This window comes from Pseudomonas sp. NFX183 (assembly GCF_047943075.1).
Classification (GTDB): domain Bacteria; phylum Pseudomonadota; class Gammaproteobacteria; order Pseudomonadales; family Pseudomonadaceae; genus Aquipseudomonas.
On the sequence record NZ_CP181333.1, the window covers coordinates 3,617,712 to 3,643,730 of the forward strand.

Sequence of the window (26,019 nt, forward strand, 5' to 3'; positions counted from 1 at the left end):
CACTTTGAATGTGTTGTGAATCGAATCTCCAAGAGGCTACTCATGAAAACACTAAAAAACCTGCTCGGTGGTTCGCTGCTGGCACTGACCGTCCTGGCCCAGCCGGCCCACGCCGCCGACGCTGTCAAACCGATCCACTTCGGCGACATCACCTGGGAAAGCGGCAGCCTGATCACCGAAGTGCTGCGCCTGATCGTCGAGAAAGGCTACGGCCTGCCCACCGACACCTTGCCCGGCAGCACCGTGAGCCTGGAGGCCGCGCTGGCCAAGGACGACATTCAAGTGATCGGCGAAGAGTGGGCCGGGCGCAGTCCGGCGTGGGTCAAGGCCGAAGGCGAAGGCAAAGTGTTCGGCCTTGGCGACACGGTCAAAGGCGCCACCGAAGGCTGGTGGGTGCCGGAATACGTGATCAAGGGCGACGCCGAGCGCGGCATCAAACCGCTGGCGCCGGACCTCAAGTCGGTGGCCGACCTGTCGCGTTACAAGAACGTGTTCCGCGACCCCGAAGACCCAAGCAAAGGCCGCTTTCTCAACAGCCCCACCGGCTGGACCTCGGAAATCGTCAATAGCCAGAAGCTCAAGGCGTATGGCCTGACCGACACCTTCGTCAACTTCCGCACCGGCTCCGGCGCGGCGCTGGATGCCGAAGTGGCGTCGTCGATCCGCCGCGGCAAACCGGTGCTGTTCTACTACTGGTCGCCCACCCCGCTGCTCGGCCGCTTCAAGCTGATCAAATTGGAAGAGCCGCCGTTCAACGCCGAGGCCTGGAAAACCCTGGCCGACGCCAACAACCCGCACCCCATCGGCACCCGTTCCATGCCGGCGCACCTGGCGATTGGCGTGTCGGCGCCGTTCAAGGCGCAGTACCCGCAACTGGTCACGTTCTTTGAAAAAGTCGACCTGCCGATCGACCTGCTCAACGGCATCCTTGCGCAGATGAGCGAGAAACGTGAACAGCCACGCCAGGTCGCTCTGGCGTTCCTCAAAGAGCAGCCGAACGTCTGGCAGCAATGGGTGCCGGCGGATGTCGCGGCCAAGGTCAAGGGAGCCCTCTGATGCTCAAAGCCCTCGCTGTTGTGGTTCTTTCGCTGGTGGCCAGCCATGTGCTCGCCGCCGAACCTTCCACGTTGCGCATCGGCTACCAGAAAAGCTCGGTGAGCATGGTGCTGGCCCGCGAGCACAAGTTGTTTGAAGACGCGCTGCCCGGCACCCAGGTGCAATGGATCGAATTCCTTGGCGGCCCGCCGCTGATCGAAGCACTGAACGGCGGCAGCCTGGACATCGGCAACATCGGCGACATCCCGCCGATCTTCGCCCAGGCCGCCGGCATTGATTTGCAGTACTTCGCGGTCGAGCCGAACGAGGGCAAGACCGAAGCGGTGTTGGTGCCCAAAGCCAGCACAATTCAGAGCGTGGCCGAACTCAAGGGCAAGCGCGTGGCGCTGCTCAAGGGTTCCAGCGCACACAACCTGTTCCTCAAGAGCCTGCTGCGCGCCGGTTTGCAGTGGAAGGATGTCGACGTGGTGTACCTGTCGCCGTCCGATGGCCGTGCCGCGTTTGAACAAGGCAAGGTCGACGCCTGGGTAGTGTGGGACCCGTACTACTCCGCGGCCGTGGTCGACGGTTCCGCCCGCGTGCTGGGCGATGGCCAAGGCCTCAACCCGGCGGGCAGTTTCTTTGTGGTCAGCAGCCCGTTTGCCAAGCAGCACCCGCAAGCGGTCGGCACGATTATCAACACCCTGGCCAAGGCCCAGCGCCTGTCCCTGGACCAACCCGAGCAAAGCATCGCGCTGATGGCCAAGACCCTGGGCCTGCCACCGGCGGTGGTTAAAAGCTACTTCGAACACCGCTCACCCGCGCCGATTCGTCCGCTGGAAGCCGTCGACATCGCCAACCAGCAACGCACTGCCGACCTGTTTTTTGCCAACGGCCTGATCCCGAAGAAGGTCGATGTGCAGCAGATCGTGTTCAAGGGCCCCTGAATCCTGCGGCCAGAGCGACCGGGCTTCCCGTGGCGAGCGGGCTTGTTGTGGCGAGCGGGCTTGTCGTGGCGAGCGGGCTTGCCCCGCGTTGGGCTGCGCAGCAGCCCCAAAACCATTCACCGCGGTGTATCAGGGGACGCGCGCAGGTCTGGAATGGGGCCGCTTCGCAGCCCAACGCGGGGCAAGCCCGCTCGCCACAGGAAGCCCGCTCGGCACAACAAGCTCTAAAACCTCCCATCAGTGAGCAGACCATGCAACCGATCTACATCGACTTTCTCAACGGCCTGGACATCGACGCGCTCAACCTGTCCAACGAGGAAATCCTCACCGCCATCCAGGCCAGCCTGGCGATTCAGGGTCGTGGCGAGGCGGTGATCGAGCCGCGCACTCACCTGATTTCTGGCGGCGGCATCAACGGCCACTTCACCGGGCTCGGTGCCGCGGTGGACACGCCGGTGGCCGATCGGGTGGAAGACTACGCCGGGCAGGCGCTGGCGGTGGTCGACAAGACCCGCCGGTAGACCTGCGTGGTGTATCGCGATTGGGGCAGGGCACGCGGCGGGTCCATGACGCAGTGCGAAGCCAAGTGGCGCATCTGCATCAGGACCGGTCGGGCTCGGTGGATGTGCTGGCGTTGAGTGTGTTCATCACCAATGGCAGCTTGAAACCCTTTCTTTGAAACGAAGCAGATCAACTGTGGGAGCGGGCTTGCTCGCGAAGGCGGTGTATCAGCTGATGCATGTGCTGACTGACCCACCGCATTCGCGAGCAAGCCCGCTCCCACAGGGTTGATTGCATTTCAGGTCATGGATTTTCGGCAGCCAAGGCCTCGATCACAGCCTGGCGCTCACCCACTCTGTGTTGAAACGCCGCCAACGCCGGCCACTGTTGCAAATCAATAGCGTGGACACCCGCCCAACGCAGCACCACAAACAAATACGCATCCGCCACCGAATACTGCTCGCCCAGCAGGTAATCCTGACGCTCCAGTGTCTGCACCAGAATCGCAAAGCGCTTGAACAGCGTGGCCACAAACATCGCCCGCACTTCGCCTTGAATGGCCGGGTTGAAGAAAATCGCCAACCCGCCATGAATCTCGCTGGCGATAAAGTTCAGCCATTCCTGCAACCGTACGCGTTGCCAACTGCCATTGGCCGGGGCGAGCAGGGCGGCGGGTTTGAGGTCGGCCAGGTATTGCAGGATGGCACTGGCTTCGGTCAGCACATCGCCGTTGTCCAGTTGCAGCGCCGCCACGTAGCCCTTGGGGTTGATCTGCAGGAAATCTTCGCCGTCGCCGAAGGTTTTAGCCTGGTTGTTCACCTGCACCAGCTCGAACGGCAGCGCCAATTCGCGCAGCACGATATGCGGGGCGAGCGAACAGGCGTTGGGGGAAAAATACAGTTTCATCAAAGGCGACTCCATTGGGTTTGCGCCAGTCTCGCGGGCGTGGCACCGTGCGTAAAATTAAACCTGCAGACCCCATCCATAAGGACAGCTACTGCCATGATGAACCTGATGCACTGGCGCCTGCTGGTGGCCGTCGCCGACCACGGCAGCATCACGGCGGCTGCCGAACAGGTGGGCATGACGCAGTCCGCCGCCAGCCAGGCCATGGCGTCCATGGAGGCGACGCTGGGCGCGCAACTGTTTACCCGTGAACCGCGCAAGACGTTGCCCACAGCGCTTGGGCTCAATGTGATCGCGCAGGCGCGGGTGATGATGGGCGCGCTGCAGGCCATTCGCACCACGGTGGATGAAGCGCGCCCGCTGCTGCGGGGGAACATTCGCATCGCCAGTTTTCCGAAGGTGCTGGCGACTTTTCTGACGCCGTTGCTGCAGCGTTTCCGCCAGTTGAACCCGGGTATCGAGGTCACCACCCTGGAAGTGACCGACAGCGAAGTGCACACCTTGCTCGACGCGGGCCTGATCGATTTGGGCGTGGTGCTCAACCCCAAGCCCGAGCGCAACGCCACGGTATTGGGTCGCGACCTGTGGATGGCAGTGCTGCCATCCCATCATGCACTGGCGCAGCGCGCGGAGGATGCCAGCGTGGCGCTCGAAGCCTTGCTCGAACAACCCTTCGTACTGGCCACCGGCGGCTGTACCGCGAATGCCCGCAGCCTGGCGGCCGACGCCTGTTTGCGCCTGCGCGATATCCGCGTGGAAGTACGTGAATGGAGCAGCGCCTACAGCCTGGTGCGCGAGGGCGTCGGTGTCACGCTGGTGCCGGAAATGGCCTTGCCGGCGCAGCACAATGGCCTGCGCGTGATGCCGCTGACGGTGCCGTTGTACCGTGAGTTTGCCTTGGTCGGTTCACCGACCCTTCCACCCTCGGCGGCGGTCGGTGCATTGTTAAAAATGCTGGCTGACTAGTGGCCTTGCATAGCGCCATGCCCTGTCTATGCTCACCCACAACCGTTGATGACGCTTGGCATGTAAAGCGATTCGGATGGTTTTTTCCCCATGACGGTGTGCCAGCGATAGCCAACTGAAGAATGGAATGCGCCGTCTCAGGCGCCGGGAATCTAGGGTGATCTGACCATGTTCAACCGCCATCACAAATCCGACCTGCAAGAAATCGAACGTTTTTCCTGTGCCCTCACCGAAGCCAACGCCAAGCTGGCTGCCATCAGCCGCTCCATGGCGATGATCGAGTTCGACCGCAACGGCGTGATCCTCGACGCCAATCTCAACTTCTGCAAAACCATGGGCTACAGCGTGGAGGAGGTTCGCGGCAAACATCACCGCATCTTTTGCGAAGAGGCGTACACCCACACCGAGACCTACGCCAAGTTGTGGCGCGACCTGGCGCGGGGTGAAGCGCTCAGCGGCACGTTCATGCGCTTGAACAAGCGCGGTGAGCAAGTGTGGCTCGAGGCCAGCTACATGCCGGTGCTGGACAGCAGCAATCAGGTGCTGAGCGTGATCAAAGTGGCGTCGGACATTTCTGCGCGGGTTCACCATGAACACGAGAACCAGAGCCTGATCGACGCGATCAGCCGGTCCATGGCCGTGATCGAGTTCACCCCACAAGGCCAGATCATCAACGCCAACGACAACTTTTTGCGCACCGTGCAGTATTCCCGCGAAGAAATCATTGGCCAGCACCACAGCATGTTTTGCCATCGCGGCGAAGTGGAAGCCCCGGCGTACAAGGCCTTTTGGGCCTCGCTCAACCGCGGCGAATACCATTCCCACCGCTTTGAACGCAAAAACAAGTACGGCAAAACTCTGTTTCTGGAGGCCTCCTACAACCCGATCTTCGATACCAATGGGCGCCTGTACAAAGTGGTGAAGTTCGCCAGTGACATCACCGATCAGGTCACCACCCTGCGTACCGCCGCCGACTCGGCCCATGCCACCTCAGTACAAAACGATGCCTGCGCACGCAAGGGCTCGGAGGTGGTGCAGCAAACCGTGCAGATCATCGAAGAGATTTCCCACGACCTGAACCAGGCGGCCCAGAGCATCGATGCGGTGAGCAAGCAGTCGGACATCATCGGCTCCATCGTGCAGACCATTCGCAGCATCGCCGAGCAGACCAATATGCTCGCGCTCAACGCGGCCATTGAAGCTGCGCGGGCCGGCGAGCATGGGCGCGGGTTTGCGGTGGTGGCTGATGAAGTGCGCAGCCTTGCGGCGCGTACCAGCCAGGCGACGGTGGAGATTGTGGAGGTGGTGCGCAAGAACCACGACCTGTCGCTGAGCGCGGTTTCGAGCATGCAGTCGAGCCTGAGCCGCACCGGGCTTGGGGTGGAGCTGGCGAATGAAGCGGGGCAGGTGATCCTGGAAATTCAGGAAGGGTCACGGCATGTGGTGGATGCGATCAGTCAGTTCAACTCGACCCTGCAACTGCAGTAAGCACGATCCCTGTGGGCGCTGGCTTGCCTGCGATGCAGACACCCCGGTGTATCAAGTACACCCAGGTGAGGCTATCGCAGGCAAGCCAGCTCCCACAGTTTGATTGGCCGTGTCGGTTAAATCGCAGCCAGGGTTTCTTTCACCGACTGCGCCGGGTCCGTGGCTTTCGCCGCTACTTGCTGTTCTTGCTGCTGCTTCACACGATCAGCCACTTGCTTGGCAATCGCGTCCTGTTTTTCCTGCGGCATGGCTTGCACCTGCTCTTCGGTTAAACCCTGCTCCTTGAGCAGCTGTTCGCGAATGCGTTCGGCCGGGGATTTGTTCATGTAGTCGGTGAAGTCGGCGCGCGCGCTGCTGGTGGTCGAGCCGGCGGCAGGCACATCGGTGCTTGTTGCCGTCGTGGTGGATGCCGTCGTGGCGGTCGTTGCCGCCGTGGTGGCTTGCAACTGCACACGGGTCTTGGCAAAGGCTTCGTCGATACGGTCGTTGGCCTTGTCCAGGTCCTTCTGCGCGGCCGGTACGGTCACGCTTTGCTGCGCCGCTTGCAGGGCGCCGCTGTACAGCGTGCTGGCGGCGGCATTGGCGGGGTCCATGTCGGGTCGCTTGAGCTGTTGGACGGTAGACACCGCTTGGGCGTTGTTGTTAACCAGCATGATCGGTCACCTGAGGATGTGTTCGGTGTTTCAGGTGGAGCAAATAGCATGCCGAGGGCGATGTGCCCAGTTTTACTGGGGATGACACGGCCGCCGCGGCAATCTTTGTCCCGTCGGCGGCCAAGGCTTGCCGTCAGTGCGCAATATTTTCCAGCGCCAGGTTACGCGTGCGCGGCCCGAACCAGCTGATGGTGATCATCACGATCAACATGCTGCTGGCGATAAACGCCAGCACGCCCGGCGTGCCCAGGTGTTCGAGGATAAAACCGATCAGCAGGCTGCTGAACACCGTGGACAAACGGCTGAACGAATAGCAGAAGCCCACCGCCCGCGCGCGGATATTGGTGGGGAACAGTTCGCTTTGGTACGAGTGATAACTGAAGCTCAGCCAGGCGTTGCAAAAGGTGATCATCACCCCGCAGATCACCAGCCCCACCGCCGTGGTTTGCAGGGCGAACAGGCTGCCGAAGATCATCGCGCCCATGGCCGAGCCGACGATCTGCCATTTGTTTTCGAAGCGGTTGGCCACCTTCACAAACAGCAACGGGCCCAGCGGGTAGGCGAGGGTGATGATAAAGGCGTACAGCAAGCTGTGGGTCACGCTCACGCCCTGGCCCGAGAGCAACGCCGGCAACCAATTGCCGAAGCCGAAAAAGCCGATGGCCTGGAACACGTGAAACACAATCAGCATCAACGCGCGGCGGCGGTAAGGCGGTTGCCAGATATCGGCAAAGCGGCCGTTGCCCTGCACGCTGACGGCTTCGGGTTCGGGTTCATCCAGCGCTTTGCCGTGGTCTTTCTGGCAGCGTGCTTCCAGGCTGTCCATGATCTGCCCGGCTTGGTCAAAGCGGCCTTTCTGCGCCAGCCAGCGCGGTGACTCCGGCAGACGCTTGCGCAGTTGCCAGATAAACAGCGCAAACACTGCACTGCTGAGCACCACCCAGCGCCAGCCGGACACCCCGAACGGCGCCTGGGGCACCAGCCACCATGACATCAACGCCACCGCCGGCACTGACAAAAACTGGATGAAAAACGCAAAGGCAAAGGCCGAGCTGCGCATGCGCTTGGGCACCAGTTCCGAAAGGTAGGCGTCGATGGTCACCAGTTCGATGCCCAGGCCAATGCCCACCAGAAAGCGCATGCAGATAATGCCCAGGGCGGAGGTCTGGATGCCCATCAACACCGTGGCGACGGTGTACCAGATCAACGCGAAGGTGAAGATCGCCCGACGCCCGAAGCGGTCGGCAATGGGACTGAGCAGGCTGGCGCCGAGGAACAGGCCGAGGAAGGTTGCCGAGGCGAAAGCGGCCTGGTCGGAGAACCCGAATACGCCCTCGCTGCCCGTGTGGAAAATCCCGTCGCTGATCAGGCCGGGGCTGATATAGGCGGTCTGGAACAAGTCATACAGCTCGAAAAAACCGCCGATCGACAGCAACGCCACCAGGCGCCAGAGCGTGGCGACGGCGGGCAAGCGGTCAATGCGCGCGCTGATGTGGGCGGCACGGATCGGGTCAATGCCGTCCGTGGCTGAGGCGGTGAGTGTCGACATGGGCGGATTCCAGGGGCAGTGACCTGGAATCTTAGCGGGCTAACGTAAACCGGTGCTTGTGAAATTGCGTGCGCCACGGCACGCAATTGCCGATTTATTGCGCCAAGCCTTCAGGTTTGAAGGTTTTATGGCGCAGGGGGTCAGTAGGTGATGGGCATCTCGAAGGTCTGGAATGCATCGTCCACCGGCTGATAGCCCAGCACCCGTGTGGTTTCGCTCAGGTCCAGGCGCTTGAAGCGGTTATTGGAAATGCCGTGGGCGATCAGGTGTTTGACCCCTTGGACTTCAACCGAGCGTTGCAGCAATTGCACGGCGTCACGCGGGCTGAGCCAGGCGCTGAGGTCGCGGGCGTTGTTCAGGTCGGGGGTTTGGCGCGATTCGAAGGCGCCGATGCGCAGGGCAATGGTCGACAGCGCGGTTTTTGCCGCGTAGTAGCTGCACAGCGCCTCGCCGTAGCATTTGCTCACGCCGTAGAGGTTGGCGGGCATGACCTGCATGCCGGGCGTGATCTGCCGGTCAACCGGGTAGCCCTCGATGGCTTGCGCGCTGCTGGCGTACACCAGGCGTGTTACGCCCGCGGCCACGGCGGCTTCGAACAGGTAGGTGGTGGCGAGGATGTTGTTGGGCAGCAGCTCCTCGAACGCGGCGCTGGCGTCGGGGATGCCGGACAGGTGCACGATCACGTCGATGCCATTGAGCAGGCCGGCCAGGCTGGCTTTGTCGCTGAGGTCGGCGTTGATGTAACGGTGCTCGCCCAGGTCGAAGTCCGGGGCGGCGCGGTCAGTAAGGGTGAAGCGGTAGCGGTCTTTCGAGGCTTCGAAAAATACCTTGCCGATTCTGCCGCAGGCGCCGGTGAGCAATACGTTGAGTCCTTTCACGGGGGTGTCCTTGTTTCAGTTATGACCGGCGAGGGCGAAGGTCTGAAAGCCCGGGCGTTGGCTGAGGCGCTGGTAGTAGGCGGCCACTGCGGGGTAGGGCGGGCGCTCCATCGGGGCGTTCTGCCAGCGATGCACCGAGAGGCCGATGAGGATGTCGGCGAGGGTGAATTCGTCGCCAGCCACGTAGGCGCCGGTCTTGGCCAGCTGTTGCTCCAGCAGGCCCATTTTGTCATTCCACACCTGCACGGCGGCGGCAATCTGCGCCGGGTCGAGACCGTCCGGGTTGTTGCGCACCAGAGCGGTGAACGCATTGCCCCAGGCGCGGTTGAGTTCGGTGGCTTGCCAGTCCATCCACTGCTCGACCCGAGCGCGTGGCGCCGGCTCGGCGGGCAACAGGTCGTGGCGTTGGTAAAGGCCTATCAGGTAGCGGCAGATGGTGTTGGATTCCCACAGCACGCCGTGGTCGTCGATCAGCACCGGCACTTGGGCGTTGGGGTTCAGGGCGAGGAACTCGGCCGACTGGGTGGGTTTGAAACCGATGCCCCAGTCTTCACGCACGTAGTCGATGCCCAGTTCCTGGCAGGTCCAGAGCACTTTGCGCACGTTGATGGAGGACGTGCGGCCCAGGATTTTCAGTGAGTGTCCCATGGTACTTCCCTGACGATGGAGATGACCCATGGGAATCTATCAGGGGGAAACCTTCGACGCTACGCGGTTGTGGCCGGCAGCGCCGACGCGGGCAAACCGAAGGTGCGGTCGAACAGCCAGTTGAAGGCAAACGTGTAGCAGGGAATGAACAGGATCAACGCCAGGTCCAGCATAAACGCCTGCACCAGGCTGACCTTCATCCACCAGGCGATCAGCGGAATCAGGAAGACGATCAGCGTCAGTTGAAATCCGACCGCGTGGGCAATGCGGCGTTTGACGGTGCGCGTGCGGTCGGCCTGGCGGCTTTCCCAGCGCTCGAACACTGAGGTGTAAATGAAGTTCCAGGTGACCGCGATGGTCGTGATGACGACCGCCAACGGCCCTGTGCTGGAGGGGTGAGTGCCCGACAGCAGCGCCAGCCCGAGCGCCGAGAAGGTCATGCCGATCAGCTCGTAGAGCGACACATACACCAGTTTGCGTTTCACGCCTTGCATACCACTTCCTCTTTTCTACGTGACAGGAACCTCAGAGGGCGCAGACCATAGCGTCAGCTTGGCTGATACTAAAAGTCAGAAAATTTCAGTTTTATTGATAGGTGGCGCGATGAGTTTTACCAGCGACAGTGTCCAGTTGTTCTTGGCGGTGGTGGAGCGCGGCTCGTTTTCGGCGGCAGCGCGGGCGTTGGGCAAGGTGCCTTCAGCGGTGAGCATGGGCATTGCCAACCTTGAAGCCGAGCTGGGTTACCCGTTGTTCGATCGCAGCCACCGCGAGCCGGTGCCCACCGACTTGGCGCTGGCGTTGATTCCCCATGCACGGCTGATGGCCGAGCAACTCAAACAGTTGCAGGTGCATGCGTTGCAGCTGTCCCAGGGGCTGGAGAGCAAGCTGTCGATTGGCGTGGGCGCCGACATCAATACGCGGCGCCTGCTGGCCGCCATTGGCGAACTCAGTGAGCAATTTCCGTTGCTCGACATCGAAGTGCTGACCGCCCCGCAAGATGACGTTTTGCAGCTGCTGCACAGCGGCCGGGTGCAGCTGTGCCTGGCCTATGCGGGGTTGAGCGTGAATGTGCTGGAGCGGTTTCAGTTTGTCGGCAGCGAGCAACTGATGGCCTGTATCAGCCCGCGACACCCCCAGGCGGGCGGCGAACCATTTTTGGAAGATTTGGTGCGGGTGCGACAGATTCTGGTGGCCGGTCGGGACTTGCCTCTCGGCGATCGTCGGCCACTGGTGGGGCAATCCTATTGGCGGACCGACACCCTGGGCATGGCGCTGGAGATGGTGGAAGCCGGGCTGGGCTGGGGCAACTTCCCGCAGTCGGTGGTGGCGCCGTTGCTGGCGGCGGGGCGCTTGCGGCGCTTGAACTTCAAGAACATCGAGAACGGGCTGGCGATGGTGGTGAATGCGGTGTGGTTGAAAAATCAGCCGTTGCACAGAGGAGCGTCGGCATTGGTAAAAATGCTGGCTCAAACAGACTAACCCGCCCTCAAGTGGGCACGGTAAAGGTGGGAGCGGGCTTGCCCGCGAAGGCGCTGGGTCAGTCAGCCCATGTGTAGCTGACCCGCCGCCATCGCAGGCAAGCCAGCTCCCACATGTTTAACCGAGCAGGGCGTCAGGTGCGCGGTGTTTGCTGGTCCATGGCTTTGCCTACCATGAGCACTGATAGCTCGCTCAATTGATGAATGGCGAGGGCTACGTCGCGGTGCTTGCCGGTGAGGTCATCGGAGAGGTCGAGCAACAAGGCGCTGACGGAACACACGGTTTCGTAGCTGTTGATCAGCAAGGATTCGATTGGGGTATCGGGGATGATGGTGAAGAGCGTATTCGGGGGATTGACGCTTTGCATGGTTGAAGTACCTGGTTTGTGCCAACACCCGCATCGCTACTAAACAAGTTGGGTGGCAACTGTACGCAGGTTAGTAGACCGGTAATCCCACACAAACCCGGCGCGCCCGAAGGCGCCCTACGCACAGCCGCCATAATGGGCTTGTGCATATTGTGTTGGGAGGTTCGGGCTACTAAACCCGGTCACCGAGAAATTCAGCGACCGTCAAACCCTAAAGACCACCACCCAAGCGCACAAGCCGGCGGATTCTGACGTAAGCGTAGGCAGCCGGGCAAGGCGCTGACCGCAATGTCAGCCGCGTCCTACAGGCGTCTTACATCTCAAGCGGGCACGGTAAAAAAGGTGGGAGCTGGCTTGCCTGCGATGGCGGTGAGTCAGTCAACACATCATTGCCTGACACTCCGCTATCGCGGGCAAGCCAGCTCCCACACTGTGGTTGTGTTTGGCCTTCAAAAATCAGGTGCTCTCGCGCACTTGCAACTCAAAGCCCATGTCCACCACCGGCTTGGCGATCTTGTTGCCTGCCATGATCGTCAACAGGTGCTCCGCCGAGCGCCGGCCAATCGCTTCACGCGGTGTGCTGATGCTGCTCAAGCGCGGCACCATAAAAGAAGAGGCGGGCAAGTCGTTGAAACCCAACACGGCCACGCGCTCCGGCACGTTGATGCCGTGGCGCAGGGCTTCGAGCAGTGCGCCCTGGGCCAGGTCGTCGTTGCCGAAGAAAATCGCATCCACGTCCGGATGCGCCGCCAGCAACTGCAGAAACAGCTCGCCACCCAAACCCACGGAGGAGGGGCGCGGCGTCAGCAATTCCAGCGCCGGGTCATACATACCGGCGTGTTGCAGCGCGCGGCGGAAACCTTCACCGCGCAGCAACGTACGCTGGTCCAACTGCGCGCCGATGTACGCCAGGCGCTTGCGCCCACGCGAGATCAAGTGCGCCGCCGCCGTTTCACCCGCACTCAGTTGCGAAAACCCCACACAGTTCACGCCGGCATTCGGGTCCAGGTCCATCATGTACACACACGGCACATTGCTGGCCTCGACCATCCGGCGCGCGCTTTCGGTGCGGTCAAAGCCGGTCAGCAGCAACCCGCGTGGCTGGTAGGCCATGTAGTTGCGCAACAGGTTTTCTTCTTCGTCGCGTGAATAGTGGGAGTTGCCGATCAGCACTTCAAAGCCCTTGGGCCGCAGCACTTGGTGGATGGCTTCCAGGGTTTCGATAAACAGCAGGTTGGACAGCGACGGCACGATGACCACCACCGAGTGGCTTTGCGCCGAGGCCAGGGCGCGGGCGGCGGGGTTGACCACGTAGTTGAGTTCGGCGGCGGCCCATTGCACTTTTTCCACCAGCTCGGTGGCTACGGTGCTGATGCCACGCAGGGCGCGCGAGGCGGTGATCGGGCTGACGCCGGCCAGGCGGGCTACTTCATTGAGGGTCGGGCGACCGGTGGTGCGGGTATTTTTATCGTTCTTGGAGGTCATCAGGCGGTTGCCAAACAAAAATCGAGGCACTAAGGTAGCGCTGTCTCCAAAAGGCTGCAAATGCTTGAACTCAGGGTTGCCTGATCCGGTTCAACGGTTTCGGAGAGGATGCACGCGTCACTCCATAAAAATGACAAGTCGGCGCGGGAAAAGCCTGTTTTTGCACTAGCCTTACAGCGTGCGAAGGTAGCGCTATCTGCGTCCTGAGGTGTTTCATGAGTCAACCTGTTACCGCCCTGGTCATCATGGGTGTTTCTGGCTGTGGCAAGTCCAGCGTCAGCGAAGCCCTGTGTCGCCTGAACGGCGCCACCGCCATCGAAGGCGACAGCTTTCACCCCGCCGCGAACATCGAAAAGATGAGCGCCGGCCATCCCCTCAACGACGACGACCGCGCCGGCTGGCTCGACATCCTGTGCGATGAACTGCGCCGCTCGCTTAAAGCCGGCGAGCATCCGGTGCTGACCTGTTCGGCGCTGAAGAAAAAATACCGCGACCACCTGCGCGAAGCCGCGCCGGGCCTGGGCTTTGTGTTCCTGGAGCTGACCCGTGCCGTGGCCGCCGACCGCGTGTCCCATCGCCCCGGCCATTTCATGCCGGCCAGCCTGATCGACAGCCAGTTCGCCACCCTTGAATCGCCCGTGGGCGAGCCGCTGACCCTGGCGCTCAACGCCAGCGAAGACAGCGTCGAGGACCTGGCCGAGCAAACCAATGCCTGGTGGCTGCAACACGGCTTTGAACCAACCCATTAATTTTTTGCCGGAAAAGATAGCGCTATCCCCGGCAGGAAATTCAACACCCGCTTTAATAACAACAACAAACAGGAGAGACCCCCCATGTTTGGCATGTCCCACGAGTCTTACCTGCTGCTAGATGCAGTGGTCACTATCATCGGGCTGATCTTTTTGATCACCAAGTTCAAGGTGCACCCGTTCATTGCACTGATCATCGCGGCCGGCTTCCTCGGCCTGACCTCGGGCATGCCCGTGGACAAGATCATCAAGGCATTCCAGGACGGCTTTGGCGGCGTGCTCGGCTTTGTCGGCATCATCCTCGCGCTGGGCACGATGCTTGGCAAAATGATGGCCGAATCCGGCGGCGCCGATCAGATCGCACAGACCTTGATCCGCGCCTTCGGCAAAGAAAAAGTCCAGTGGGCGATGATGTTCGCCGCGTTTCTGGTGGGCATCCCGCTGTTCTTCGAGATCGGTTTTGTACTGCTGATCCCGCTGGTGTTTATCGTTGCGCGCCGCACCGGCGTGTCGCTGATCAAAATCGGCATCCCGCTGCTCGCCGGCCTTTCGGCGGTGCACGGCCTGGTGCCACCGCACCCGGGCCCGCTGCTGGCCATCGGCGTGTTTGGCGCCGACATCGGCAAGACCATCCTGTACGGCCTGATCGTCGCACTGCCGACCGCCATTATTGCCGGGCCGATTTTCGGTACGTTTATCGCCAAGTACATTCCGGGCAACCCGTCCCAGGAACTGGTCGATCAACTGGCCCGCGAGCCGGAGTCCAAAGACCTGCCGAGCTTCAGCATCACCCTGATCACCGTGCTGCTGCCGGTGTTCCTGATGCTGCTCAAAACCTTCGCTGACGTCGCGCTGCCGGACGGCCACGCCATTCGTAACTGGATGGACATGATCGGTCACCCGATCACCGCGTTGCTGCTGGCGTTGCTGCTGTCGCTGTACACCTTTGGCCATCGCCAGGGCATTCATTCCAAGCAAATCCTCAAGCTGCTCGACGCCAGCCTGGCGCCGACCGCGGCGATCATTTTGATCATCGGCGCCGGCGGCGGTTTCAAGCAGATGCTGGTGACCAGCGGCGTGGGTGACGTGATCGGCCACATGGCGGTGAACGCGCAGATCAACCCGATTTTGCTGGCGTGGCTGGTGGCGGCAGTGATTCGCGTGGCGACTGGTTCCGCGACCGTGGCAACCATTACCGGCGCAGGCATTGTGGTGCCGGTGGTGGGCATGATCCCAGGCGTGAACCGTGAGTTGCTGGTGTTGGCGACGGGCGCAGGCTCACTGGTGTTGTCTCACGTCAACGATGCGGGTTTCTGGCTGGTGAAGCAGTACTTCAACATGACCGTGGTCGAGACGTTCAAGACCTGGACAGCGATGGAGACCATCCTGTCGGTGGTGGCGCTGATCTTTATCATGTTGCTGTCGATGGTGGTGTAACAGGTTCACCACAAAACAAATGTGGGAGGGGGCTTGCCCCCGATGGCAGTGGACCAGTCACCCGATGCAGTGACTGACACTCTGCTATCGGGGGCAAGCCCCCTCCCACATTGTTGACCGAGTTATGCCCCGGTTTTGGGTACCAACCCATCCGCGCGGAACATCCCGCGAATCCCGCGCACTGCCTGGCGAATGCGGTCCTGGTTTTCGATCAGCGCAAAGCGCACATGATCGTCTCCATACTCACCAAAGCCGATGCCCGGCGACACACACACCTTGGCTTCCAGCAGCAATTTCTTGGCAAATTCCAGCGAGCCCATGGCGGCATACGCGTCGGGAATCTTGGCCCAGACGTACATCGACGCCTTCGGGTTCTCCACCATCCAGCCCAGTTCATGCAAGCCCTTGACCAGCACATTACGGCGCTGGCGGTACTGCTCGGCGATGTCTTTGACGCACTGCTGATCGCCTTCGAGCGCCGCAATCGCCGCCACCTGCAGCGGGGTGAAGGTGCCGTAGTCGTGGTAGCTCTTGATGCGCGCGAGCGCGTTGACCAGTTCCGGGTTGCCGACCATGAAACCAATGCGCCAGCCGGCCATGTTGTAGCTCTTGGACAGGGTGAAAAACTCCACCGCAATGTCCTTGGCGCCCGGCACCTGCATGATCGACGGGGCTTTCCAACCGTCGTAGACGATGTCGGCGTAGGCCAGGTCGTGCACCACCAGTACGTCGTACTGCTTGGCCAGGGCGATCACCCGTTCGAAGAAGTCCAGCTCCACGCACTGCGCGGTGGGGTTGGACGGGAAGCCGAGGATCATCATCTTCGGCTTGGGAATCGAACCACGAATGGCGCGTTCCAGTTCAGCGAAAAAATCCACCCCCGGAATCAGCGGCACCGAGCGCACCTGGGCGCCGGCAATCACGGCACCGTAGATGTGAATCGGGTAGCTGGGGTTGGGCACCAGCACGGTGTCGCCCTGGTCGAGGGTGGCGAGCATCAAGTGCGCCAGGCCTTCTTTGGAGCCGATGGTGACGATGGCTTCCGTTTCCGGGTTGATGTCCACTTCATAGCGGTCCTTGTACCAGCGCGAGATCGCCCGGCGCAGACGCGGAATGCCTTTGGAGGTGGAGTAGCCGTGGGTGTCTTCACGCTGGGCGACGGTGACCATTTTTTCCACAATGTGTGGAGGCGTGGCGCCGTCAGGGTTACCCATGCTCAAGTCGATGATGTCTTCGCCGCGCCGACGCGCAGCCATCTTCAGCTCGGCCGTGATATTGAAAACGTAAGGGGGGAGTCGATCTATGCGCGCAAAGCGGCGCGGCGAACCTTGGTCTGCCATTGTTGCCTCAAGAGTACGTAAGCGCCCGGAACCGTCCGAGCGACGTCGGCCACTGCGGTGGCGGTGGCCTGCGGGGCAGACAATACGGTCGATGATGGCCAGTTGTCCAGATGGCGCAGGAAAAATTTCTGATTGGGGTGAGGCGTCAATATGCCCCTATACTCGATGCGGGTTTGTGCCCTCACAAGAAGGAGACTGTTCAGATGGATCAGCAGACAAAACTACCCTTGCAGCCACGCCTGGAAGAGGGCAAAGCCCTGGTGATTGCCGGGCTCAAGGGCCATTACGACAAAGCCACCGTGGGGGATATTCCCAAGTTGTGGGAAGTGCTCGACGGCAACATCAAAGACATCAGCAAGCGCGTTGACCGCCAGATGTATGGCGTGTGCTACAACGCCAAGCAAGGCGAGTTCGACTATCTGGCCGGCGTTGAAGTGCCGGCCAAAAGCGATGTGCCCAGCAATTTCCAGTCAGTTGAATTGCCTGCTCGCCATTACGCGGTATTTGCGCACCACGGCCCGGTGCAAGCGCTTGAGCAAACCTACGAGCGCATCATGTTCGAGTGGTTGCCACACTCGGGCTACAAGGTGGCCGGGGCGGATTTCGAGCGCTACAGCGCGGATTTTGATGCACGCAAAGGCACCGGTTCCGTTGAGATCTGGATGCCGATCGAAAAGAAAGCCTGATGACTCACAGGGGCCGGCGCTCCGGCCCCACAGGTCCTTCAATACAGCGTGGCCTTGACCCGCTCCGGCATTTCCCGGTCATACGCCTCGGCGTCAAACTGCCCGTCATTGAGCCGCTTGTGAAACGCCCCGGCCGACGGCAATTCCGAACGGTCCAGGTGCTTCTCGGGGTTCCAGCAGTCCGAGCGCACAAACGCTTTCGAGCAATGGAAATACGCGGCTTGCACCTGCACCAGAATCACCGAGCGCGCAGGCTTGCCGTTCACCGCAAAACTCTCCAGCAGCTCGGGCTCGATGCAAATCTGCGCCAGGCCATTCACGCGTAAGGTCTCGCCAATTCCGGGGATGATGAACAGTAATGCGATGCGTGGGTCCTGCACCAGGTTGCGCAGGGTATCGAGGCGGTTATTGCCCGGCCGATCCGGGATCGCCAGGGTGCGCTCATCCACAATCCGCACAAACCCCGGCACATCGCCGCGCGGCGAGCCATCGATGCCTTCCGGCCCGGATGAACTGACCACCACCAGTGGCGACGCCCGCACCATGGCCTGGTAATCCTCGTTGAGAAACGGGATCTCCTTGCGCACCGCCCGCTCGTGGGGGAGGCCGTAGAGGGTTTCGAGTTGTTCCAGGGTTGTCAGCATGTTCACCACCTCCTTATCGTTTCAAAACACTAACGCCAGCCGGCGCTCATGGCCAATCCGGCCCTTATACGCCTCGCCGCTGTCGACCCAACCCGCCGCCAGATACAGGCTCATTGCCGCCACATTCTGCGCGTCCACCGACAACTCCAACGCTTTGATCTGCGGCCACGCGCGCAGGGCCGCCGCCGGCAGCGCCTGCAAACAGGCTTTGCCAAACCCACGGCCCTGCTGATGCCGATCAACCTGCAACGCATGCAGCGTGGCGCTGTGTTCATCGGCCCAATGAGGCAGGCAGGGCGGGCGTTTAAGCAGCAGGAACGCGACGGGCACGTCATCGGCAAGCAGGGCGAAGCCCTTGATGGCGTTGGGACTGGGATTGACCAGCAGGCTGTTCAGCGCGCAGTAGATATCGCCTGAATACGCCAGTTGCTCGGGATGCACTTGCAGGGTGTCGAGTTGCTGTTTTTGCACAAGGCTCAGCGTCTCATAGGGCACGAGGCGGGTTTCCATCCAGGGCGCATCCCAAATCCTACAAAGAGGCGTGGATTCTAGCGGGTTTGCGCGTGGCGAAATTATTTTTCAGCGCGCTGTCGATTTACCCACAGCGCGTTCGACTAAGGGTGTCCCACGTGATTTTCCACCCTCAGGAGTATCGCCATGAGCACTGCAATCACCCGTCTGATCGATGAATGGCAGCAGGCTGTGCTGGCCCGTGATATCGAAAAAATTGTCAGCTTTTACGCCGACGATATCGTCTCGTTCGACGCCGTCACCGCGTTGCAATTCAAGGGCAAGGCGGCCTACCGCACGCATTGGGAGGACTGCATGAAACACTGCTCCGGTCCCGGTATTTTTGAGTTCCATGAGCTGCATATCGTCGAGGCACCCGAGAGTGCGTTTGCCCATTGGCTGGCCCATTGCGGCGGTGCCGGGCCGGATGGCGTGGTGAAGGCCTGCTGGATGCGGGTGACCGCCGGTTACCAGCGCATCGAGGGTCAATGGCGCGTGGTGCATGAGCATTGGTCAGCGCCCTTCGACATGAACAGCGGCAGCGCATTGTTCGACCTGAAACCCTGACCGCCACGAACTATAGTCAGTAGTCCGAAAACGGAGACGCCCATGAAATACCTCTGCCTGATCTACAGCGACGAGCAGGCGTTGCACACCTCGCCGGACAGTCCTGCGGACCCCGAGTGTTTTGCCTATGCCGAGGCCATCCAGGCCAGCGGGCGCATGCTCGCCGCCGAGCCACTGGAGTCGGTGAGCACCGCCACCACCGTGCGCATGCGCAATGGCAAGTTGTCGATCACCGACGGGCCGTTCGCCGAGACCAAGGAGCAGCTCGCCGGGTTTTACCTGATCGAGGCCAAGGACTTGAACGAAGCGATCCAGGTGGCCGGTGGCATACCGGCGGCCAGGGTCGGCAGTGTGGAAGTACGCCCCGTGCGTGAATTGAATCTCTGAAAACAACAACCACAAGAGGTTTATCCCATGACAACGCCAATTGCCGAATTTGAACTGTCCATCAGCCGCTTGATCGACGCCCCGCGCAACCGTGTGTTTCGCGCCTGGACCGAACCTGCCTTGTTGCAACAATGGTGGGGACCCCACGGCATGACCACGCCCGAGTGCGAAATGAACCTGTGGGTCGGTGGCCTGTTTCGTACCCTGATGCGTGCGCCGGATGGCGCCGAGTACCCGACCCAGGGTGTGTTCCTGGAGATCCAGGCGCCGAGCCGGCTGGTGTTTACCGACGCTTACTCGCCAGGCTGGGTGCCGTCGGGCAAGCCGTTCATGACCGCCGAAGTGACCTTCGAAGAGGTCGACGGCAAAACCCTCTACACCGCTCGCGCCATGCACTGGAGCGAAGCCGATAAACAGGCGCACGAAGCCATGGGGTTTCATGACGGCTGGGGCCAGAGCCTGGACCGCCTGGTGACGCTGGTGACCCAGGGCATGCCCGATTGACGCCTGAACTGGAGGCGATCTACCGCAGCGAGTCACGCCGCGTGCTCGCCACGCTGATCCGTTTGCTCGGTGATTTCGACCTCGCCGAAGAAGCCCTGCACGAGGCGTTCTTCGTCGCGGTCGAGCGCTGGCAGCACGACGGTGTGCCGAGCAATCCACGCGCCTGGCTGGTCTCGACCGGCCGTTTCAAAGCCATCGACCGCCTGCGCCGCCAGGCCCGTTTTACCCCCTTGTTGCAGGAGCAGGCCGACGCGCTGGAAGCGGCCGCGTGGAGTGAGGACGACGTGGAAGACGACCGCCTGCGCCTGATGTTCACCTGCTGCCACCCGGCGCTGGCGCCTGACGCCCAGGCGGCGCTGACCTTGCGTGAGATCTGCGCCCTCACCACCGAAGAAATCGCCCGCGCCTTTCTCTCCACGCCCACCACCATTGCCCAGCGCATCGTGCGCGCCAAGGCCAAGATTCGCGAAGCAAGGATTCCCTATCAGGTGCCGTCCCGCGACGAATTGCCCGAGCGCCTGGACAGCGTGTTACGCGTGGTTTACTTGGTGTTCAACGAGGGCTATTCGGCGTCGATGGGCGCGAACCTTACTCGGGAGGACCTGACCCGCGAAGCCATTCGGCTGGGGCGCCTGCTGGTGGAACTGCTGCCAGAGCCGGAAGTCATCGGCCTGCTGGCGCTGATGCTGTTGCACGAATCACGCCGAGCGGCGCGCACCTCGGCCGACGGCGAGTTGGTGTTGCTGGATGAACAGGACCGTGGGTTGTGGGACGCGTCCTTGATTGCTGAAGGCTGCGCGCTGGTGGAGCAGGCGTTGAGCACACGGCGTTTTGGCCCGTATTGCCTGCAAGCCGCCATTGCGGCGGTGCACGCCGAAGCGTCGAGCGCGGGGGAGACGGACTGGCCGCAGATTGTCGGGCTCTACGACGTGTTGCTCAGGGCGGTGCCGTCGCCGGTGATCGAGTTGAACCGCGCGGTGGCGCTGGCCATGCGCGATGGGCCGTTGGAGGGCCTGCAGGCAGTGGAGGCAATTTTTGCGCGAAGCGAGTTGCTGGATTACCACTGGGCACATTCGGCGCGTGGGGAGTTTTGTCGGCAGTTGGGGCGTAGTGAAGAAGCCCGTGCTTCGTACGAAAAAGCCCTGTCACTGACTCAGCAAACCCCAGAAAAGCGCTTTTTAGAGCGGCGCCTGGCTGAACTCAAATCCCCCAGACAATAAGGATCAACCCTGTGGGAGCTGGCAAGCCAGCTCCCACATGCAAACGCGTTGTCTGGGGGCAATCACTCCAACATCTTGCCGAGCAACCAGCTTCCCGCCGGCCCCGGCGGGTGGTGCCTTGACCACAGCGCATCCACCGCTACCGAGCGTGGCCAACCACGGGCCTTGAGCTCCACCAGGTGGTCGCCGCCAAAACGCTCCACCAGCCAGCGCGGTATCGGCGCCCAGCCGAACCCCAGCTGCGCCATTTCCATCAACATCAGGTAACTGGGTGCCGACCACACGCGCCCAGTGGCACGGATTTCATTCGGGTTGATGATGCTGGCCAGGCGCAGCTCGCGATGCTGCTGCAAGGTGTTCACGCAGATGTTTTTCAAGTGGGCCAACGGGTGTGAAGGCGCGACGAACAGCGCAATTTCGGTGCGCTCTTCCACGGGAGCGCCCGTCAGGTCGGGCGGGTAGGTGTCCTGTTGCTCGATAAACGCAATCTGCGCTCGGCCGCTCTGCACCAGAGCGACCAAATCTTCGCACTCGGCGATCAGGCATTCCAGCTCAAGGTCCGGGTAGCGCTGTTCAAACGCTTTGAGGGCGATTTCAAAGCGGTCGGACTGGTAAGTATCGGACATGGCGATGGTCAACTTAGGCTCCAGGCCCTGTGACAACTGGCTCGCCGCCAGCGCCAGGCGGCTGCTGGCCTCCAGCACCTGCTCGGCGCGTTGCAACAATACGTGGCCGGCCGGGGTGAGCGTTGGCTTGCGGCTGCTGCGATCAAACAGCGTCACATCCAGGTCAATCTCCAGACTCGCGACCGCCGCGCTGACCGTGGACTGGCTCTTGCCCAACTTGCGCGCCGCGGCAGAAAAAGAGCCTTGGGTGGCCGCTTGGACAAACGCCTGCAGCACTTCATGAGAGGCCATGACTATCGCCTTGATCGATGGTTATTAGTTATGAAGTATCGATTCAAAGGGTAATCATGGCAACCGTCCTCACTCACGGAGCCGGGCCATGAACCCTACCAAGTCGATTACTGAACGTGTTTGCCAAGCCATTGGTTTTGAAGGTTTGGCGTTGTTGATCTGCACCCCGTTGCTGGCGTGGATCATGGACAAGCCCGCCCTGGAGATGGGCATGGTCACCCTGGCGATCAGCCTGATGGCGCTGACCTGGAACGTGATCTTCAACGGCCTGTTCGACCGCCTGAAGGCACGCTGGAAACTCGCCAACAATGGCTGGACGCGTGTGCTGCACGCGTTGATGTTCGAGGGCGGCCTGATTCTGATGTGTGTGCCGTTGATCGCAGCGTGGCTGAACATCAGCCTGATGCAGGCGTTTATTCTCGACATCGGCGTGCTGCTGTTCTTCCTGCCGTACACCTATGTGTATCACTGGGGCTATGACGTGCTGCGGGAAAGGTTCGTACAGCGCCGGCTGGTCAGCCAAGCTTGAGCGAGGCGACAAACTCCAGAAACGCCCGCACCTTGGCGGCGGGCAAATGCCGCGACGGGTAGTAGGCGTACAACGGAAAACGCTCGTCCGGCCAGTCGGGAAACAACTCCACCAGGCTGCCGGCATTGAGCGCCGGCGTCAGGCCCAGGTCGAGCATTTGCGCCACCGCGTGCCCGTGTTCACACACGCTGTACAAGGTGCTGGCGTCGTTGACCACCAAGCGCCCGTCGGTGCGCACGATCACCTGCTCGCCCTTGCGGTGGAACTCCCAGGCAAACGGGCGGCCGGTCTGCGAGTCGCGAAAGTCCAGGCACATATGCCCGGTTTCCAAGTCTTGTGGCGTGGCCGGTCGGCCGTATTGCTCAAGGTAAGCGGGGGAGGCCACGGTGAGCACGCGCACTTGCATCAATTTGCGCGCGATCAGCGAGGAGGATTGCGGGATGCCGAAGCGAATCGCCACGTCAAAACCGTCGGCGACCAGATCGCCGAGTTGGTCGCGGGTGTGCAAGTCCAACTGCAATTGCGGGTAGCGGCGCATGAAGTCGCCCAGCACCGGGCCCAATACCAGGCGCGAAAAGTACGGGTCGATATTCACCCGCAAGCGCCCGCGTACGGTCAATGCACTGTCGGCGGCGGAGCTGGCGGCCTCTTCGAGACCGGCCAGCAACGGCGCGATTTGCTGATAAAAACGTCGGCCTTCGTCGGTCAGTTGCACCGAGCGCGTGGTGCGGTCGAACAGGCGAATCCCCAGGCGCTTTTCCAGCCGCGAAATTGCCCGGCTGACCCCCGAAGGCGTCATGTCCAGGCTGTCGGCGGCGCGGGCAAAACTGCCGCTGTCGACCACGGCTGCCAATACGCCCATGCCGCCGGCCAAACCTGGATCGAAACTCATCGGTGATTGCCTGTCTGTGACTTGAAGGCATTGATGCTAGCGCACAATGCCTACAGAAACATGCCGCCCGAAGCTTCGATGCGTTGCCCGGTGATCCAGTGGTTGCCATCGGCCAGCAAGGTCGAGATCGCGCCGCCGATGTCGTCTGGCAAACCGGCACGGCCCAGCGCGGTGTTGTTGGCGACCATTGCGTTGAGGTCCTTGTTGTCGCGCACCGCGCCGCCGCCGAAGTCGGTGGCGATGGCGCCCGGTGCCAGGGTGTTGACGGTAATGCCGCGCGGGCCCAACTCTTTGGCCTGGTAGCGCGACAGCACTTCAACCGCGCCCTTCATCGAGGCATACGCCGAATACCCTGGCAGGCTGAACCGCGCCAGGCCGCTGGAGATATTGATGATGCGCCCGCCATCGCTGATCAGCGGGAGCAATTTTTGCGTGAGGAAAAATGGCGCCTTGAGGTGGATCGCCACCAGGCGGTCAAACTGTTCTTCGGTGGTTTCGGCGAAGCTGGCGTGAGCGCCGATGCCGGCGTTGTTGATCAGAAAATTGAAGTGATCCTGTGCGAAAACATCCTTGAGTACTGTGCTGATCTCGCCGACGAAGTCATTGAAAGTGCCGCTTTGGCTGACATCCAGTTGCAACATGGCCGCACGGCCACCCAGCGCCTGAATCTGTTCCACCACCGCTTGGGCGTCGGCTGCGGCGCTGTGGTAGGTGCCGATGATGTCGACGCCCTGTGCCGCCAGGTGCAGCGCTGCGCTTTTGCCCAGGCCGCGGCTGGCGCCAGTGATGAGTGCGATTTTACGGGTCATGGTGCAGTCCTCTTGTGTGATCAGTGGGACTGAGTGTATTTGTCCGCTCGTAACGTGATAAACAGGGCGTTATCGGAATCACTGGCCGGATAAGGCGAACAATCCCATGAACAAGCTTGAGCTGTTGCGCACCTTCGTGCGGGTCACCGAACTGTCGAGTTTCACCCAGGCCGGCGAGAGCCTGGGCCTGCCGCGCTCCACGGTGTCCGAGCACGTGCAGGCACTCGAAGAATTGCTCGGTGCGCGCCTGTTGCAGCGCACCACGCGCAAGGTCCAGGCCACTCAGGACGGGCGCGTGCTGTATGAGCGCAGCAAGGATTTGCTGTCGCACATGGAAGAACTTGAAGGCCTGTTTCGTCAGGATGAAGCGCAACTGAGCGGGCGCATCCGCGTGGACATGCCCAACGTCATGGCGCGGGACCTGATCCTGCCGCGCCTGCCCGAATTCATGCACGCCCACCCGTTGATTGAGCTGGAAATCAGCACCACCGACCGCCAGGTAGACCTGCTCGCCGAAGGTTTCGACTGCGTGTTGCGCGTTGGCGCGCAGCCCGATCAGTCGGTGGTCGCGCGCCTGCTGTACAGCATGCCGATGATCAACTGCGTCAGCGCCGAGTATGTTCAGCGCCATGGCAAGCCCGAGACCCTGGCCGACCTGGCGCATCACCAATTGGTGCATTACGTGCGGCCATTGGGTTCGCGTTCGCCGGGGTTCGAATACCAGCAGGGCAACAAAGTGCACCGCGTGCCGATGGCCGGGCGTGTCACGGTCAACAGCACCGATGCGTACAAGTCGGCGTGCCTGGGCGGTTTTGGCATCACTCAGGTGCCGGTCCTGGGGATTCGCGATTTACTCGAGCGCGGTGAACTGGTGGCCGTGTTGCCTGACTACCCCGCACCGGCGTTGGACGTGTCGCTGCTCTATGCCGGGCAACGGCATTTGCCACAGCGCGTGCGGGTGTTCATGGATTGGCTGGCTGCCACGTTGCAAGCCCGGATTTAACGCCGCGCCGACAACTGCTGTGGCGCCAGGAAGGCGTCGTGGAAGTAATCCCGAAACGCCTGCATCGCCGGCGTGAACGCGCGCTCGCGGTGCCAGGCCAGGCCGACGCTCATGGGCGTCACCGGGTCGGTCACGGTCAGCGTTTCGATGCGCTTGCCTTCCAGGGACCAGGGCCGGTGCACCAGGTCCGACAGAATCGCCACGCCGCTGCCATTGGCAACCATGCTGCGCACCGCTTCCACTGAACTGGTGCGCAGCCGCACCTTGGGCGTTTGCCCGGCCTGTTCCCAGTAGCGCATGGCGCTGTGTTCGGCCTCGTCGACGGTGAGCAGGATGTAGGGTTGCTGCGCCACATCGGCCAGGCTCACGGCGCCGCGTTCGCACAACGGGTGGTGGCTGGGCAGCCACAGGCGGCGTTCGGAATTGAACAGGATCTCCGAGACGATATCCGGGTGAGTGAGGTTGGCGGTGAGCACCACGGCCATGTCGAATTGACCGTCGAGCAGGCCGTGTTCGATGGCCTGGCGCTCCTGCTCGAACACCTCGATGGTCACGTCCGGGTGCCAGTGTTCCATGCGCTGCAAGTGATGCGGCAGGAAGTAGCCGAGCACCGTGTAACTGGCCGCCACGCGCAGCACGCCGCTGGCGCGGTAATCCGGCAGCGGGCTGTTCAGCGCGTCGTCCACGCTGCGCACAATCACGTAGGCTCGGTTGAGAAAGTGCCGCCCGGCATCGGTCAGGTTCATGCCTTGGGCCGAACGCACAAACAGCTGCACGCCGAGCATGGCTTCCAGTTCCTTGATCGCCGTGGTCACCGCCGACTGGGAGATGTTCAAGTGGATGGCCGCCTGGGAAATCTGGCCGATCTCGGCAGTGGCGACGAAGTAGCGAACTTGGCGCAAAGTCAGGGACATGGCTTTATC

General features: G+C 61.7%; 29 protein-coding genes and 2 pseudogenes. 16 read left to right on the plus strand and 15 right to left on the minus strand.

Going from position 1 to position 26,019, the window contains the following annotated elements:
* Positions 1-42: 42 nt before the first annotated feature.
* From ACM530_RS16835 to ACM530_RS16845, 3 genes are all read left to right on the plus strand, one after another.
* Complete coding sequence (locus tag ACM530_RS16835) at positions 43-1,056, plus strand: ABC transporter substrate-binding protein (protein ID WP_416362706.1); 1,014 nt, start codon at positions 43-45, stop codon at positions 1,054-1,056.
* Entirely contained in the window at positions 1,056-1,982 is a 927-nt protein-coding gene (locus ACM530_RS16840; RefSeq protein WP_242196309.1) for an aliphatic sulfonate ABC transporter substrate-binding protein, read from the plus strand. The genes ACM530_RS16835 and ACM530_RS16840 overlap by 1 nt, the downstream gene beginning before the upstream one ends.
* A 251-nt stretch (positions 1,983-2,233) precedes the next feature.
* Positions 2,234-2,503, plus strand: coding sequence for a hypothetical protein (locus ACM530_RS16845; RefSeq protein ID WP_416362707.1), 270 nt, complete (start codon positions 2,234-2,236; stop codon positions 2,501-2,503).
* Between the two features lie 283 nt (positions 2,504-2,786).
* On the opposite strand, the gene gstA is transcribed toward ACM530_RS16845, so the two are convergent.
* A complete protein-coding gene (gene gstA / locus ACM530_RS16850) occupies positions 2,787-3,389 on the minus strand; it encodes a glutathione transferase GstA (protein WP_416362708.1) in 603 nt (200 codons plus the stop codon).
* 96 nt (positions 3,390-3,485) lie between these two features.
* Here gstA and ACM530_RS16855 point away from each other — a divergent pair, with 96 nt between their 5' ends.
* The 3 genes and pseudogenes from ACM530_RS16855 to ACM530_RS16865 form a co-directional block, all read left to right on the plus strand.
* Positions 3,486-4,355: a LysR family transcriptional regulator gene (locus ACM530_RS16855; protein WP_416362709.1), complete on the plus strand. Its 870-nt coding sequence runs from the start codon at positions 3,486-3,488 to the stop codon at positions 4,353-4,355.
* A 273-nt stretch (positions 4,356-4,628) separates the two neighbouring features.
* Positions 4,629-5,252 (plus strand): annotated as a pseudogene (locus tag ACM530_RS16860) (PAS domain-containing protein); the annotation flags it as partial.
* A 177-nt stretch (positions 5,253-5,429) separates the two neighbouring features.
* Positions 5,430-5,843 (plus strand): annotated as a pseudogene (locus ACM530_RS16865) (methyl-accepting chemotaxis protein); the annotation flags it as partial.
* 116 nt (positions 5,844-5,959) lie between these two features.
* On the opposite strand, the gene ACM530_RS16870 reads toward ACM530_RS16865, so the two are convergent.
* The 5 genes from ACM530_RS16870 to ACM530_RS16890 form a co-directional block, all read right to left on the minus strand.
* The gene (locus ACM530_RS16870) at positions 5,960-6,496 is read right to left on the minus strand and encodes a hypothetical protein (protein WP_416362710.1); all 537 of its coding nucleotides are present in this window, start codon (positions 6,494-6,496) and stop codon (positions 5,960-5,962) included.
* 133 nt (positions 6,497-6,629) lie between these two features.
* Positions 6,630-8,045, minus strand: coding sequence for an MFS transporter (locus ACM530_RS16875; protein ID WP_119741516.1), 1,416 nt, complete (start codon positions 8,043-8,045; stop codon positions 6,630-6,632).
* Between the two features lie 140 nt (positions 8,046-8,185).
* Positions 8,186-8,923 (minus strand): NAD-dependent epimerase/dehydratase family protein, encoded by a 738-nt coding sequence (locus ACM530_RS16880; protein WP_416362711.1) that lies wholly within the window; start codon positions 8,921-8,923, stop codon positions 8,186-8,188.
* A 15-nt stretch (positions 8,924-8,938) separates the two neighbouring features.
* The gene (locus ACM530_RS16885) at positions 8,939-9,571 is read right to left on the minus strand and encodes a glutathione S-transferase family protein (protein WP_242196292.1); all 633 of its coding nucleotides are present in this window, start codon (positions 9,569-9,571) and stop codon (positions 8,939-8,941) included.
* Between the two features lie 59 nt (positions 9,572-9,630).
* A complete protein-coding gene (locus ACM530_RS16890) occupies positions 9,631-10,065 on the minus strand; it encodes a PACE efflux transporter (protein ID WP_416362712.1) in 435 nt (144 codons plus the stop codon).
* Positions 10,066-10,174: 109 nt separating this feature from the next.
* Between ACM530_RS16890 and ACM530_RS16895 the strand changes: the two genes are divergently transcribed.
* A complete protein-coding gene (locus ACM530_RS16895; protein WP_145159471.1) occupies positions 10,175-11,050 on the plus strand; it encodes a LysR family transcriptional regulator in 876 nt (291 codons plus the stop codon).
* Between the two features lie 133 nt (positions 11,051-11,183).
* Here the strand turns inward: ACM530_RS16895 and ACM530_RS16900 are convergent, their stop codons facing one another.
* A complete protein-coding gene (locus ACM530_RS16900) occupies positions 11,184-11,417 on the minus strand; it encodes a DUF6124 family protein (protein ID WP_145159469.1) in 234 nt (77 codons plus the stop codon).
* 456 nt (positions 11,418-11,873) lie between these two features.
* Complete coding sequence (locus ACM530_RS16905; RefSeq protein WP_242196409.1) at positions 11,874-12,905, minus strand: LacI family DNA-binding transcriptional regulator; 1,032 nt, start codon at positions 12,903-12,905, stop codon at positions 11,874-11,876.
* Positions 12,906-13,117: 212 nt separating this feature from the next.
* On the opposite strand from ACM530_RS16905, the gene ACM530_RS16910 reads away from it, so the two are divergent.
* Both ACM530_RS16910 and ACM530_RS16915 read left to right on the plus strand, forming a co-directional pair.
* Positions 13,118-13,651, plus strand: a complete 534-nt coding sequence (locus ACM530_RS16910) for a gluconokinase (protein WP_017139216.1) — start codon at positions 13,118-13,120, stop codon at positions 13,649-13,651.
* Between the two features lie 84 nt (positions 13,652-13,735).
* Positions 13,736-15,088, plus strand: a complete 1,353-nt coding sequence (locus tag ACM530_RS16915; RefSeq protein WP_106578477.1) for a GntP family permease — start codon at positions 13,736-13,738, stop codon at positions 15,086-15,088.
* 122 nt (positions 15,089-15,210) lie between these two features.
* On the opposite strand, the gene alaC is transcribed toward ACM530_RS16915, so the two are convergent.
* Entirely contained in the window at positions 15,211-16,428 is a 1,218-nt protein-coding gene (alaC, locus tag ACM530_RS16920) for an alanine transaminase (protein WP_145159464.1), read from the minus strand.
* 203 nt (positions 16,429-16,631) lie between these two features.
* On the opposite strand from alaC, the gene ACM530_RS16925 reads away from it, so the two are divergent.
* The gene (locus ACM530_RS16925; protein WP_416362713.1) at positions 16,632-17,114 is read left to right on the plus strand and encodes a GyrI-like domain-containing protein; all 483 of its coding nucleotides are present in this window, start codon (positions 16,632-16,634) and stop codon (positions 17,112-17,114) included.
* Between the two features lie 38 nt (positions 17,115-17,152).
* On the opposite strand, the gene ACM530_RS16930 is transcribed toward ACM530_RS16925, so the two are convergent.
* Complete coding sequence (locus ACM530_RS16930; protein ID WP_145159460.1) at positions 17,153-17,758, minus strand: pyridoxamine 5'-phosphate oxidase family protein; 606 nt, start codon at positions 17,756-17,758, stop codon at positions 17,153-17,155.
* Between the two features lie 21 nt (positions 17,759-17,779).
* On the minus strand, positions 17,780-18,268 hold the full coding sequence (locus tag ACM530_RS16935; protein WP_416362714.1) for a GNAT family N-acetyltransferase: 489 nt from the start codon (positions 18,266-18,268) through the stop codon (positions 17,780-17,782).
* Between the two features lie 147 nt (positions 18,269-18,415).
* Here ACM530_RS16935 and ACM530_RS16940 point away from each other — a divergent pair, with 147 nt between their 5' ends.
* The 4 genes from ACM530_RS16940 to ACM530_RS16955 are packed head-to-tail and all read left to right on the plus strand — an operon-like array spanning position 18,416 to position 20,946.
* Positions 18,416-18,835 (plus strand): YybH family protein, encoded by a 420-nt coding sequence (locus tag ACM530_RS16940; protein WP_416362715.1) that lies wholly within the window; start codon positions 18,416-18,418, stop codon positions 18,833-18,835.
* Between the two features lie 42 nt (positions 18,836-18,877).
* A complete protein-coding gene (locus ACM530_RS16945; RefSeq protein WP_416362716.1) occupies positions 18,878-19,222 on the plus strand; it encodes a YciI family protein in 345 nt (114 codons plus the stop codon).
* Positions 19,223-19,249: 27 nt separating this feature from the next.
* Positions 19,250-19,726 (plus strand): SRPBCC family protein, encoded by a 477-nt coding sequence (locus ACM530_RS16950; protein WP_416362717.1) that lies wholly within the window; start codon positions 19,250-19,252, stop codon positions 19,724-19,726.
* A complete protein-coding gene (locus ACM530_RS16955; protein ID WP_416362718.1) occupies positions 19,723-20,946 on the plus strand; it encodes an RNA polymerase sigma factor in 1,224 nt (407 codons plus the stop codon). Before ACM530_RS16950 ends, ACM530_RS16955 begins: the two co-directional genes overlap by 4 nt.
* A gap of 62 nt (positions 20,947-21,008) precedes the next feature.
* Here ACM530_RS16955 and ACM530_RS16960 read toward each other — a convergent pair whose 3' ends face one another.
* The gene (locus ACM530_RS16960) at positions 21,009-21,863 is read right to left on the minus strand and encodes a LysR family transcriptional regulator (RefSeq protein WP_145159448.1); all 855 of its coding nucleotides are present in this window, start codon (positions 21,861-21,863) and stop codon (positions 21,009-21,011) included.
* Between the two features lie 88 nt (positions 21,864-21,951).
* On the opposite strand from ACM530_RS16960, the gene ACM530_RS16965 reads away from it, so the two are divergent.
* Entirely contained in the window at positions 21,952-22,392 is a 441-nt protein-coding gene (locus tag ACM530_RS16965; RefSeq protein ID WP_416362719.1) for a multidrug/biocide efflux PACE transporter, read from the plus strand.
* Here the strand turns inward: ACM530_RS16965 and ACM530_RS16970 are convergent.
* Positions 22,379-23,284 (minus strand): LysR family transcriptional regulator, encoded by a 906-nt coding sequence (locus ACM530_RS16970; RefSeq protein ID WP_145159444.1) that lies wholly within the window; start codon positions 23,282-23,284, stop codon positions 22,379-22,381. The two genes, ACM530_RS16965 and ACM530_RS16970, sit on opposite strands and share 14 nt — an antisense overlap.
* A 50-nt stretch (positions 23,285-23,334) precedes the next feature.
* The gene (locus ACM530_RS16975; protein WP_416362720.1) at positions 23,335-24,093 is read right to left on the minus strand and encodes an SDR family NAD(P)-dependent oxidoreductase; all 759 of its coding nucleotides are present in this window, start codon (positions 24,091-24,093) and stop codon (positions 23,335-23,337) included.
* Between the two features lie 106 nt (positions 24,094-24,199).
* Between ACM530_RS16975 and ACM530_RS16980 the strand changes: the two genes are divergently transcribed.
* Positions 24,200-25,096, plus strand: coding sequence for a LysR family transcriptional regulator (locus tag ACM530_RS16980; protein WP_145159441.1), 897 nt, complete (start codon positions 24,200-24,202; stop codon positions 25,094-25,096).
* Here the strand turns inward: ACM530_RS16980 and ACM530_RS16985 are convergent.
* A complete protein-coding gene (locus ACM530_RS16985; protein ID WP_145159439.1) occupies positions 25,093-26,010 on the minus strand; it encodes a LysR family transcriptional regulator in 918 nt (305 codons plus the stop codon). The two genes, ACM530_RS16980 and ACM530_RS16985, sit on opposite strands and share 4 nt — an antisense overlap.
* Positions 26,011-26,019: the final 9 nt, after the last annotated feature.